This window comes from Epilithonimonas sp., assembly GCF_032054305.1.
Classification (GTDB): Bacteria; Bacteroidota; Bacteroidia; order Flavobacteriales; family Weeksellaceae; genus Epilithonimonas.
The window spans coordinates 92664-106676 of sequence record NZ_DAMBSX010000002.1 but is presented as its reverse complement, the minus strand read 5'-3'; the positions used below and the strand labels follow the sequence as shown (position 1 = coordinate 106676).

Genomic DNA, 14013 nt, shown 5'->3' with positions numbered 1-14013 from the left:
TAACCGATTGACAATGAAAAGGTTCGAATTATTCTTGATTTTAATTGTAAACTCAATTTTTGCTCAGGAAAAAATTACGCTCTGGCCAAAAGGTCAAATGCCAAACTCAAAAGGATTACAATTAAAAACCGAAGAAAAAGACGGACGAATTGTACAGATAAAAGAACCTGAACTTTTTGCCTTCTCACCACCAAAAGAAGACAGGAAACCTATGGCTGTAATCATTATTCCGGGTGGTGGTTACTACAAACTAACTTATGATTTGAACGGGTTCCAAATTGCAAAATGGTTCAATACTCTAGGAATTTCAGCTTTTGTACTGAATTATCGTTTACCTATTTCTCTGGATGTCAAACAGCGAGAAATTGCGCCGTTGCAGGATATTCAGGCTGCTATTAAATATATTAGAAAAAATGCAACTCAATACGGCATTTCACCAGAACAAATTGGAGTAATTGGAACTTCCGCTGGTGGACATTTGGCTGCGTCAGTAAGTAATATTCCTACGGACTATACAGAACTAAAAGTCGATTGGACATCCATTCCTACAATTCCAAATTTTGCGATTTTAGTTTCTCCGGTCATCGATTTAGGGGAATTCGCACACGTAGGAAGCCGCAATAGTTTGCTTGGGGAAAATGCATCTCAGGAAAAAATCAGCGAATATTCTATGCAGAATCGGGTTACTGATAAAACGCCCCCAACATTACTGATTCACGCTCAAAATGACAAAACGGTTTCAGTGATGAACAGCCTTTTATATTATCAGGCAATGACCAAAAATAAAGTAAAGGGGGCACTGTTTATTTTCCCGGAAGGCGAGCACAAAATCGGAATCACCAATAAATCTGAACTCACAGACCAATGGAAAAAACTATGCTCTGATTGGCTTAAGACCTTATTTCAACCAAAGTAAATTTTGTAACCGACAGTGCAGGATAATTCTTCCCAGCATTAGTATTAGTTTGCAATAAAAGAAATTGTTTTTAAAATTTGAATCTAAATCTTTATGAAAAAATTAATCTATATACTTCTAACATCAGTCTCAATTTCACTTTGTGCTCAATATAAACCGTGGACTTCCGCAAAGCAACCTTTAAAAGAAATCAAAGCATTAAAAAAGCAAATCAAAAAGCCTGAATTCAGAAAAGTTGATTATTTAATTACCGATTTCGGTGCGGTTGGAGACGGAAAAACAAAAAATACGGAAGCTTTCAAAAAAGCAATTGAAAAATGTAATGCGGAAGGCGGCGGAAGAGTTGTTGTTCCTAACGGGGTTTTCTTAACGGGTGCGATTTATCTTAAATCTAATGTTAATCTTCATTTAAGCGACGGTTCTACGATTTTGTTTAGTCAGGACAGCAACGACTACCCTATCGTTTTCACGCGTTGGGAAGGAATGGAATGTATGAATTATTCATCATTGATTTATGCCTATGAAGAAGAAAACATCGCCGTAACAGGAAAAGGAACTTTAGATGGAAATGCAGATTTGGACAATTGGTGGTTTTGGTGTGGTGCAACAAAATATGGTTACAATGAAACCCGTCCGGGAAGACAAAATCCTGCCCGTGCAAAACTTCACGAATATATGGCGCAGAGAAAACCTGCAAGAGAAAGAATTTTCGGTGACGGATGGTATTTAAGACCAAATTTCGTTCAACCTTACAAGTCTAAAAATTTCTATATGGCGGATGTTTTGGTTAAAAATTCTCCAATGTGGAATTTGAATCCTGTTTTGTGCGAAAATGTTTTAATTGAAAGAGTAAAAGTAATCAGCCACGGACCAAACAACGATGGTTTCGACCCAGAAGCCTGTAAGAATGTCTGGATTAAAGATTCTTATTTTGACACAGGAGACGACTGTATCGCCATCAAATCCGGAAGAGACGAGGACGGAAGAGATATCGGAAGACCTGCCGAAAACCACATCATCGAAAACTGTGAAATGAAAGACGGTCACGGCGGTGTCGTTATTGGAAGTGAAATTGCAGGTGGGGCAAAAAACATCTATGCGATTGGAAATGTAATGGATAGTAAAAATCTGGACAGAGCATTAAGAATTAAAACCAGCTCAAGTCGTGGCGGAACAATTGAAAATGTATTTTTCTACAACACAAAAGTGGGTGCTTATAAAGAAGCAGCGGTTCGTTTCAATATGCATTACGAAAAGCCTGGAAATCATATTCCGACAATGAGAAATATCTGGGTTGAAAATCTAACGGTTGATAAAGGAGGAAAATATGCGGTTTTTTCTGATGCTTACGAATCTTCTCCCGTAACGGATTTCACAATGATTAATGCTAAAATGGTTGGCGTTCAGATTCCTTACAAGGTTGATTATATGAAAAATGTGACGTTGAAAAATGTAACCGTTAACGGGCAGCCTTTAACCGAACTAAAACCGTAATAATTCAGATTCTGTACAAATGAACACAAAGTACACAATGTTTTTAAAATTATATTGCTAAAAAGTCCACAAAGCCGCTTCGCTTATATAAGATTCCTAGTAAAACTTATGATGCTTTTTTAAGCGAAGCGGCTTTGTGAGACTGAAATTATTCAAATAATTATAATAAAAACTCTGTGAGCTTAGTGTTCAAAACTACATAAAATAAAATGCGAAAAACAACCTTATTTGCCGGACTGATTGTTTTGTCGGCGCTCTCTCATTCTTTTGCCCAATCTAAACATTGGCAGAACAACGAGCGTGAACTGCATTACAAAGAAGACAAAGGCGATTTTTTATTGGTCAACGGAAAATACAGATTCAATCGTGCGTTGTACGGAGATAATCGTGCATCGAGAGTTGAAGCGGGAGATTTACCGGAATTTGCATTGTATCTTCCGGGAATGGGCGGAAATCTTCAATTCATCATTCACAAAGGAAATTCAATTAAGAAATTAATTAATGCTGATAAGATTGAAACCCGTTATCGACCGGGTTCAATGTTATACGAAATCAAAGATCCAATTCTTGGAAACGGAAGTTTGAAATTAACAGTTTTAGCTCAAGCTAAAGAAGAAGGTTTGGTGGTAAAAATGGAAACTGTCAATATAGATTCTTCAACAAAAATCTATGCAGTTTACGGCGGCGCAAGCGGAACGACTTTCAGCAGAAACGGCGACATCGGCGCAGACCCGGAATCCGGATTTTATCTGTTGCCTGAATATTGTCTGAATAATCAGTTTCAGATTAATAAAAATCAATTTCAGTTAAATTATTTAGATAAGAAAAAAGCAACTCAGGTTGTCAGCGGAAGTTTTTCAAACGTTAATTCTTTACAGCAAACCGATGCTCAGACTTTAGAAAAACTGACTGAGTTTACTCAAAATAAAACAGACAAATCTCCGATTGTTTATGCTTCCTATTCTTCTCAAAAGAATCCGGCTTATATCCAAATTGCAAAAGGAAAATCAGCTAAGAATTTTTCTGATGAAGAATTGAAAAATATCTTTAACAAAGCTGAAAAAGCTCGTTTAATATTAACTAATCGAATTCAGTTAAAAACTCCGGATGCAGATTTAAATAATTTCGGGGCCAATTTAGCGGTCGCAGCAGACGGAATCTGGGAAAGCCCGACTTTCCTTCACGGCGCTGTTGCCTGGAGAATGCGGTTAAATGCCTGGCGTGGAGCTTACACAGCAGATGCCTTAAGTTGGCACGACCGAGCGAAAGAACATTTTGAAAGCTACGCCAATTCTCAGGTTTTAAAACCCGATTTTGCACCTGTGGAAATGGATACGTTGCTACATTTGGCGAGACATAAAGAAAGTATGGGAACTTCCGTTTTTTCGAGCGGCTATATTTCGAGAAATCCAAATGACAACACAAAATCACATCATTACGATATGAATTTGGTATTTTTTGACCAGATGTTTTCGCATTTCAATTACACGGGAGACAAGGAATTTCTGAAAAAAATGTGGCCAACAATGGTTAGCCATATGGATTGGGAAAAACGGAATTTCAAACGTGGCAATTTGTATGATGCGTATGCGGCGATTTGGGCGAGTGATGCGCTTCAATATTCGGGCGGAAAAGTTACGCATACTTCGGCTTATAATTACAGAGCCAACCGTGAAATGGCAAAACTGGCGAAAATAATTGGCGAAAATCCTCAACCTTATAAACAGGAAGCTGATGCGATTTTAAAGGCAATGAAAAACGAGCTTTGGATTAAAAACAAAGGCTATTTTTCTGAATTTAAAGATGCTTTAGGAAATCAAATCGTTCACGACAAACCTGGAATATGGTCGATTTATCACGTTTCCGATGCGTTTATTTTGAATGAATTTGAGGATTATCAGAACTTACAATACATTAATAATTACACCCCGAAAATTCCTATTACGGTGAAAGGTGCGGATAATAAGGACTATTTTACGTTGGCGACGACCAACTGGCAACCTTACGACTGGTCGATTAATAACGTCGCTTTGGCGGAAAATTTACAGACCGCTTTGGCGTATTGGCAAGCCGGAAGAAATGAGGATGCGTACCAACTTTGGAAAGGAAATTTGGTTGAGTCAATGTATTACGGCATCAGTCCGGGGAATTTTGAACAGCTTTCACATTACGATGCGTTTCGTGGAGAATTGTACCGGGATTTTGCCGACCCGATTGGTGTTGCATCAAGAACTTTGACGGAAGGACTTTTCGGGGTTTATCCAAATTTGCTTGAAAATAAAATCAGCATTAAACCTGGTTTCCCGAAAGACTGGAATTCTGCCGAATTGAAGCTTCCGGATTGGGATTATCAGTTTAAAAGGACTTCGAAAAAGACTGAATATTTATTTAATTCAAAATATCAGATTCCTGTTTCGTTGGAAATGCAGATTCCTGTAAATTATTCTAACATCAAATCGGTAAAAGTGAATGGTAAAAATGTTGATTGGAAAATTAAACCTAATTCCATTTTACAGCCAATCATCCAGTTTGAAACGCCGAAAGGAAAAGATTTTAAGATTGAAATTAATTATTCCGTTGAAGAACTGAAAAACGAACAGACAGATTTTACTAATTATATTTCGGAAAATCTTCAGTTGAATTTCGATTCAAAAAAGAAAATTAAAGATATTCTTGACCCACAGGAATTAGTTAAAAATCGAAACGGAAATCAGTTCAATTTAATTCAGGAAGAAAGAAAAGGAACATTTTTCGTTCAGGTTGAGCAAAACGGAATAACTTGGTGGCAACCTGTGAATGTCGACATCCGTTTTCCTTTGGAGACTAAATGGGTTAATAAAAAACTGCAAATTCAGTCAAAATCATCCAATCCAATTAACGGAAAACTAACTGTTAATAGTTTAAATAAAACATTCAGCATTCAGAAAAATCAAGATACATCGATTGAAATTCCTGCAAATTATTTAAGCAAAGGAACCAATTCTATCGAGCTTGAATATAATGAAATCAAACAAAATATCGAAATTACTGATTGGGAAATTGAAAATCAAGGTCAGTTTATTAACATTTCGTTGGCTTCAAAATATAATGAAAAAGTGACTGAGATTTTCAATCAGAAATACCTTTCTCCAAGATTAAAAGTCCCTACTCTACAGCTTCCGTGGCAGGGAATCGGAAACTGGTGTTATCCATTAATTACGGCTCACATCGATGATTCGGGATTGATGAGCAAAAGAAAAAACAACAAAGTTGATTTCCTTGGAATCCCTTTTTTAATTGATAAATCTGATAAAAATATTGCATTTGCAAGTCAGTGGGACAATTATCCGCATTCGATTGAAATTCCGTTAAATGGAAAAGGTAAGAAAATGTATTTTCTGATGGCAGGTTCTACGAATCCGATGCAGTCACAGATTGTGAATGGAACAATTACCGTTCACTATGTTGATGGCTCAACTTCAGAATTGGAACTGAAAAATCCAACGAATTGGTGGCCGATTGAGCAGGATTTGTTTGATGATAATTTTGCTTTTGAAATTCCGGATGATAAAATTCCGTATCGAGTAAAACTGAAAACGGGCGAATTATATAAAGGTGGAAGTTTAAGTAAATATTCGAGCATCAAAGGATTTACAGACCGTCAGGTTGATGGTGGTTCTGCAACGATTCTGGACTTACCGATTGACCCGAATAAAGAATTAAAATCTGTGAAACTGAAGGCAGTGAGCAATGATGTGGTAATTGGAATGATGAGTGCGACGGTTTTGAAATAATTAATGCCACGAATGCACGAATAGCAAAATGCTTCACAAAAACATTCGTGCATTCGTGGCTAACAAAATAAAATTGATTTAAATCTATATAATGAATAAAAAAATTGCAATATATCTGAGTCTTTTCTGCATTGGATTTTCATCCCTGAATGCTCAGAAAATCGACCGTAAAAAAGTCGTTCAGCGACATAATGTGGTTAATACAAAAGCAGATACTTTATCAACTTTAACGGTTGGAAACGGGAAATTTGCGTACACCGTTGACATTACCGGAATGCAGTCGTTCCCTGAATATTATAAGAATGGAGTTTCTCTCGGAACCCAGTCGGAATGGGGCTGGAACAGTTTTCCGAATACTGAAAATTACAAGTTTGAGGAAACTTTAAAGCCTTACGATTTCAATAATGATGGTCGAAAAGCTTTGTACAGTGTTCAAATCAAAGAACCGGAACGCAATAAAAAAGCGGTTGAATATTTCAGAGTCAATCAACATCGTTTGCAGTTGGGAAATGTTGGAATTGAACTGACAAAAAAAGACGGTAAAAAGGCGCAGATTTCAGATTTACAGAATATCAATCAGAAAATTGATTTGTGGACCGGAATTATTACAAGCGAATTCTCTTTAGAAGGAATTCCTGTAAAAGTTTGGACGGCTTCGTTTCAAAATTCAGATAAAATCGGAGTTAAAATTGAATCGGATTTGGTAAAGGAAAAAAGACTAAAAGTTTTCGCAAAATATCCTTATCCGAGCGGACAATTTTTGGATGAAGCGGCTTTTTATGGAAACGCAGATAGGCATTCAACAAAATTGATTTCGTCAAACTCAACTCAAGGATTGATTGAACATAAATTGCAGTCTGCGGATTATTTCACACAACTATATTTTACGGATGGAAAATTAAGTGAAGCTGGAAAACATCATTTTGTTTACGAACCTTCGTCAAAAAACAAAACCCTTGAACTGACTGTTGAGTTTTCAGAGAAAAATCAGAAAACATCAAAAAGCTTATTTGTTGATGCTGAAAAAGAAAGTATTTCCGGCTGGAAAAACTTCTGGGAAAGCGGTGCAGCAGTAGATTTTGAAGGAAGTACTGACAAAAGAGCCAACGAATTGGAACGCAGAATCATTTTATCTGAATATTTAACGAAAGTTCAGTGTGGAGGAAGTAATCCGCCGCAGGAAACAGGCTTGACATTCAACAGTTGGTATGGAAAACCACACACAGAAATGCATTGGTGGCACGGCGTTCACTTCGCTTTGTGGGGAAGACCAGAAATTATGGAAAAGCAATTGGATTATTATTTCAGGTCATTCGAAAAAGCAAAGAAATTAGCGGAAAGACAAGGTTATAAAGGTGTTCGATGGATTAAAATGTCGGATAACGAAGGAAATGAAAGCCCGTCTTCTGTAGCCGCATTTTTGATTTGGGAGCAACCGCATTTGATTTATATGACTGAACTTTTATACCGTCACAATAAGGACAAAAAAGTTTTAGAAAAATATAAAGATTTAGTATATGCAACAGCTGAATTTATGGCTGATTTTGCAACTTATGACAAAGAAAAAAACCGCTATAATTTAGGAAAAGGCGTCATTCCTGCGCAGGAAGTTTTTCCTGCAAAAGATACGTATAACCCAACTTATGAAGTAGCATATTGGGATTGGGCACTCAAAGTGGCGCAACAATGGAAAGAAAGATTGGGCGAACCGAGAGATAAAAAATGGGATGATGTCATTAACAAATTAGCGCCACTTCCCGTTCAGGATGGTGTTTATTTATCGACTGAATCAGCGAAAGATTCTTTCACTTTTCCAAAATGGATGACAGATCACCCTTCTGTTTTAGGCGCTTTAGGAATGGTTCCGGAATCTCCGAAACTGGATAAAAAAATCATGAAAAATACACTGGATATTGTGTGGGAAAGATGGAACTGGGAACATACATGGGGTTGGGATTTTCCTATGACGGCAATGACAGCCGCAAGATTAGGACTTCCCAATAAAGCATTGGATGCACTTTTCATGAACATTCAAACCAATACATATCTGAAAAACGGTCACAATTATCAGGATGGACGCCTGAGAATTTATCTTCCCGGAAATGGTGGTATTTTAACTACGGTTGCGATGATGCTCGAAGGTTGGGACAACTCTACAGGACAATTTCCAGGCTTTCCGAAAGATGGAACCTGGAAAATAAAAGCGGAAGGGTTTAAGAAAATGCCTTAAACATTACTTTAATTTTACGTTCATATTTTTAATTTGAAGGCTGTCAGAAATGGCAGGCTTTTTTTTGCCAAAATTTCACAGCACAGTGCAGGATAATTTTACGATGTTAAGATGATAAATTGTTGGCTCATTATTACTTATGAAAAAAAATATCATCGTTGCTCTAAGCGCCATTTTTCTTATGTATTCCCAAACTCAACTAATTGGTCAAACTTCAGAATCCTCTGAGAAAGCAATTGCTTTTCCCGGAGCAGAAGGATTTGGGAAATTTGCAAAAGGTGCAAGAGGCGTTGCAAAACCAGAAATTTATATTGTCAGTAATCTAAATGATTATGGCAAAGGTTCTTTTCGAGAAGCTGTGAGTAAACCAGGAAGGTTTGTCGTTTTTTCCGTGACCGGAATTATCAATCTGGAAACTCCCATTACAGTTGCCGAAAATACAACGATTGCAGGACAAACTGCGCCCGGAAAAGGGATTGTTTTGTATGGTCAGAAAGTCTCTTTCAGTGGTTCAAATGAAACTATTGCAAGATATATTAAAATCAGACTCGGAAATAAAAACAAACCTTCTAATAACACGGATGCCTCCGGAATCTCCAACGGTAAAAATATAATTCTGGACCATCTTTCAATTTCCTGGTCGATGGACGAAGTTTTTTCCATCAATTGGGACGAACGCGGAATAGAGCCCGACAGCATTACGCTTCAAAATTCGATTATTGCGCAGGGATTACATCTCTACAATCATTCTGCAGGCGGGTTGATTCAGACAAATGGAAGCATCAGCATCATCAAATCGCTTTATGCAAGCAACAAAACAAGGAATCCGAAAGTTAAAGGTAAGAATGAGTTTATTAACAATATCATTTACAATTTTGGAAATCTGGGAAACACAAAAGGTCATACGGTTTCAGGTGATGGCTACATTATGGGCGGCTCTGTTCAGAAATCTGAAGTTAATATCATCAATAATTATTTTATAGAAGGACCTTTAAACACAGAAAACAGGACAACGCCATTTAGCAGAGGGACGAAAACTTTCCATCTTTTCGAATCCGGAAATTATTTTGACAATAATAAAAATGGTATTTTGGATGGACAATTGATTCCGCATAATTCCGAAGGTTTTCCAGGTGAAACACCAGTAGTTTTTATGGATTCACCGTTTCATTATCCTGATTCAAAAACTGATTTATCAGCTTCTCAAGCCTATGACTATGTCATCAAAAATGCTGGATCCAGTTTCCCCAATCGTGATGAAGTGGATGATTTAATTATTTCAGAGGTCAAATCTTTAGGTAAAAAAGGACTTTATGTTTTCACGGAAAATGACCTTCCACTTTCAAATAATGGCTTAGGTGATTTTCCACAAACCGAAGCTCCGAAAGATTCAGATTTTGATGGCATTCCGGATTTAGCAGAACTCGAAATGGGACTTGATCCCAATGATTCATCGGATGCGTTGAAATTCAATAAAGAACAAAATGCCTATCTCAATATTGAGGTCTATATCAATGATTTAGTTCGTTGATAATTTAATTAAAATAGAAATTTAACCAATTGATATAAAATTTGTAACTTGTCTTAGATTTTTAAACACTAATAACTCAACTTTAATTCGTAAACATAATACATTATCATTGCTTAATCCGATGTCTGAAATATTTGAAGTTCATATTAATGAAAGTTCCAGAGTGCCGAAATACAAACAGATTGTGGACTCTATACTCAATGGAATAGATGCTGGAGACATCAAAATCGGGGAAAAAATCCCGTCTATCAATGAGCTCAGCGAATCTTGTTTCTTATCACGAGATACGGTGGAAAAGGCTTACAAAGAACTCAGAAAAAGGCAAATCATCGAGTCTGTAAAAGGAAAAGATTATTATATATCGAGAATCAATAAAAGCGACAACATCAACATTTTTTTCCTGATCAATAAGTCCAGCACTTATAAAATGATGATCTACAATTATTTTGTGGATGCAATTGGGAGCAAAGGCAATGTGGAAATGTACATTTATCATTGCGACGAAACGCTGTTCATCAATGCTTTGAAAAAGAATCTCGGTGTCTATGATTATTACGTGATAATGCCGCATTTCCGCGACGAAAACTCCAAACATACAAGTTCTACAAAGGAAATTATTGACATCATCGAGAAAATCCCGAAGAACAAGCTTTTGCTTCTGGACAATACCAAACCGAATATCTCCGGTGAATACGGAACGATCTTCCAGGATTTTGAACACGATATCTACAATGCCTTGAAGGAAGGTCTGGAAAAAATCAAAAAATATGAGAAACTGATTCTGGTTTATCCTGCAAAGTCGGTTCATCCCTACCCTTTTCGTATTGTTCATGGTTTTGAGAAATTCTGCAAAGATTACAAACTGGATTACGAAATCCTGGACGAAATCTACCCTGATATGGAACTTCAGGACAAAGACCTTTTCATTACCATTCAGGAGCGTGATCTGGTGAATCTGGTGAAGCAAATCCGACAGAAAAATCTGAAATTGGGCGAAGACATCGGAATCATCTCATATAACGAAACACCACTGAAAGAACTACTGGGAATCACCGTCGTCACAACGGATTTCAAAGCTATGGCAGAGTCTGCGGCTTATATGGTTTTGAAGAATAAAAAAGAACAGGTCAATAATGTTTTCAAATTTATTGAAAGGGAGTCTTTATGATTTTTGTTCCGCTCCTACCGAGATCATCATTTTATTTTTGGCTATTATCTACAAACATTTCGCTCCTACGGAGCTCAACTTTAAAATCTAATAGAATTTTCTGAACTCAAATAAAAAACGGACTTGATAAAAGCCCGTCTGAGTAGAATAACTTAAACAAACAACTAATTATTTTACTCTGAAATTTTGTAAATCTTCCGGTTTCTCACAGCAAACCTGCTCCATGATTTGTCGGAATTGCATTTTCAGCATCTCGATAATATGATCTCCGCCTTTTTCGCCAAGAGCACCAACTGCGTACATAAAAGTTCTGCCCATAAAGATAAATTCAGCACCGCAACTCAAAGCACGGGCAACATCCGGACCGGTTCTCACACCGCTGTCCATCATTACTTTGATTTGTTTTTTATATTTTTCGCTGATTTCTTTCACCACAGCAATTGTAGATTCGCCAGCATCCAACTGTCTTCCGCCGTGGTTGGAGATAATCATTCCGTCGAAGCCTAAACGTACCGCTTCAGCCGCATCTTCATCAGAAGCAACACCCTTGATGACCAATTTTCCTTTCCATTTATCACGGATTTGTTTTAATCTATCAGAATTCAACCTGCCGGAAAAAGTCGAGTTCATAAACTGTCCCAACTGTTTCACGTTCATGTTTTTATCCATGTACTTTTCCATGGTTTTAAAACTGGGAACTCCGTGTTTCAGCATTTCAAGACACCATTGTGGTTTTGCCAATGCCTGAGACACGTTTCTAAAATTCAGTTGTGGTGGCATTGCCAGGCCATTTCGGATTTCTTTGGCTCTGTAACCAAACGTCGGAACATCGGACAGTACACAAAGCACATCATAACCAGAAGCTTCACAACGGTCAAGAATATCATCTCTCAGCCATTCTTCTCTCGGATGATATAACTGAAACCAAGCTTTTCCCTCGGTTAATTCAGCGATTCTTTCGATACTGCTCGTCGTGACTGTGCTCAGAATAAATGGAATATTATGTCTGAAAGCGGCTTTAGCCAAAATCTCCGGAGCATTAGGCCACATCAAACCTTGCAAACCAACTGGCGAAATTCCGAATGGCGCAGAATATTTGACACCAAACAATTCTGTTTCCATATTGGCTTCCGCATAGTTATTATTCAAATATTGTGGACGAAGCAAAACGTCACGTAATTCGCTTGTATTTCGGTCACGATTGATGTTTTCATTACAGCCTCCGTCCAGATATTCAAATGCAAAACGGGGCATTCTTTTTTGAGCTCTTTCAATTAATAATTCGAGCGAAGCATATCTTATATCAAATGGAAATGCCATAATTAGTTGTTGGTTGTTGGTTGATAGTTGTTAGGTTTTGAGATTTGCCATCAACTGACAACTATTAACTAACAACTAAATATTTTATAAATTAAAAATTAACGGTTGAAGCACTTTCATCTGATAATGTTGCTGTAGAAATGTTTCGTCGATTTTTTTGTTCGAAATGACCATTGAAGCGCCCAAAGCTGAACCCAACGGCGAATGCGTGGACATCACATTGTAATGCTGGAAGTGATGCGACATCAGTTTCATAAAAACGTCATTATCCGTAAAGCCCCCATCGATATAGATATTTTTGATGTCAGAATTTCCAATAGCATTCGTTATAGTGTGAATCTGTAAATCCATCAACTCTATCATCAATTGATGATAGGCTTCTTCAAATGTTGAAAACGAATTCAAATCCGTTTCGGTAATCATTTTTCTTTTCAGAACGATACCTTCAAAACGGAAATAAACCGCTTTGTGCTTCATCAAATGTAAATATAAATCCTGGTCAAACTGAACTTCTCTGTGCGCACCGTATTCTTTTCCATAATAAGCACACAATTTTTCAACCTGAATCCTATATTCATTTCCCATAAAAAATCGGGAAGCTTTCACACGCTTTCCGTCGATTCGCATATAATTCAGGCAATTGTTTTCTATGTCTTCATCAGTCAAACTTTCATCATTAAAAGGATTGAGCGAAATACTCCAGGTTCCTGTTGATAATAATAAAAACGGTTCTTTTTTGCTTAAAATGTAAGGTAAAAGCGCTGAAGAACTGTCGTGAATCCCAACACCAATTTTGATTTTCTGATTTCTGTAAGACGTGTTGATACTTGCTGAAGTTGGAACAATTGGTGGTAACAAAACGTCGATTTCTTCCTCATAAACCCAATCGTGATAATCAGCTTTGTCATAATCCCAAAGATTGGTGTGACAACCGATAGATGTGAATTCCGAAACGCAAATTCCGGTAAATAAATAGGATAAATATTGAGGTAAATGTAGACTGTAACGAATCTTTCTGAATACTTCCGGATGCTTGTATTTTAACCAAAACAATTGCAGACCAGAATTCAGCATTCCTGCTTGTGGAGACGCAGTTTCACGAGAAATTTTCAGTTTATCACCGTGTTTTTCATAGAACAAATCAAGAATATCCTGTTCAATCGGTTTTGTGTAGTTGTACAACGGCGTCAGAACATTTCCTTTCTGATCCAGATGTACGAAACTTGCTCCGTATGTGGAAAAATTGATGGCTTTGACTTCAAAATTCTCACCATCAAGAATCGCATTGAAGTTATCTTTTATCCAATTTTGCAACGCAGGAAGGTCTTCTGTGGGATAACCATCTTCATCGGTCGTAAGCGGTAATTCTGTATATTCCCGAACAACTTCTTGATAATTCTTATCAAATAAAAAGAATTTTTTATTGGTTTTTCCAATATCAAATACGATGGTTACTTTCTTCTTTTTGGACATCCTTGCAATGAATTATTTTGAATATTAAAGTAGTCTCGAAATTATTTCATAACTATCTTAATAACTGGATTAAAATTTTTAAAAACCATTAAGGAGCGTTTAGGTCTA

8 protein-coding genes are annotated in these 14013 nt (G+C 37.0%); 6 read left to right on the top strand and 2 right to left on the bottom strand.

Annotated features, from left to right (window positions below; translation table 11 throughout):
* Window positions 1-13: 13 nt before the first annotated feature.
* From RTX21_RS04410 to RTX21_RS04385, 6 genes are all read left to right on the top strand, one after another.
* Window positions 14-916, top strand: a complete 903-nt coding sequence (locus tag RTX21_RS04410) for an alpha/beta hydrolase (protein WP_312765577.1) — start codon at window positions 14-16, stop codon at window positions 914-916.
* A 93-nt stretch (window positions 917-1009) separates the two neighbouring features.
* A complete protein-coding gene (locus RTX21_RS04405) occupies window positions 1010-2410 on the top strand; it encodes a glycoside hydrolase family 28 protein (protein WP_312765575.1) in 1401 nt (466 codons plus the stop codon).
* A 209-nt stretch (window positions 2411-2619) separates the two neighbouring features.
* Entirely contained in the window at window positions 2620-6183 is a 3564-nt protein-coding gene (locus tag RTX21_RS04400) for a DUF4450 domain-containing protein (RefSeq protein WP_312765573.1), read from the top strand.
* A gap of 91 nt (window positions 6184-6274) precedes the next feature.
* Window positions 6275-8413 (top strand): hypothetical protein, encoded by a 2139-nt coding sequence (locus tag RTX21_RS04395; RefSeq protein ID WP_312765571.1) that lies wholly within the window; start codon window positions 6275-6277, stop codon window positions 8411-8413.
* Window positions 8414-8552: 139 nt separating this feature from the next.
* A complete protein-coding gene (locus RTX21_RS04390) occupies window positions 8553-9944 on the top strand; it encodes a hypothetical protein (protein ID WP_312765569.1) in 1392 nt (463 codons plus the stop codon).
* Between the two features lie 121 nt (window positions 9945-10065).
* Complete coding sequence (locus tag RTX21_RS04385; protein ID WP_312765567.1) at window positions 10066-11112, top strand: GntR family transcriptional regulator; 1047 nt, start codon at window positions 10066-10068, stop codon at window positions 11110-11112.
* Between the two features lie 168 nt (window positions 11113-11280).
* Here RTX21_RS04385 and RTX21_RS04380 read toward each other — a convergent pair whose 3' ends face one another.
* The gene (locus RTX21_RS04380) at window positions 11281-12432 is read right to left on the bottom strand and encodes an alpha-hydroxy acid oxidase (RefSeq protein ID WP_312765565.1); all 1152 of its coding nucleotides are present in this window, start codon (window positions 12430-12432) and stop codon (window positions 11281-11283) included.
* 84 nt (window positions 12433-12516) lie between these two features.
* A complete protein-coding gene (locus tag RTX21_RS04375) occupies window positions 12517-13905 on the bottom strand; it encodes an FGGY family carbohydrate kinase (RefSeq protein WP_312765564.1) in 1389 nt (462 codons plus the stop codon).
* Window positions 13906-14013: the final 108 nt, after the last annotated feature.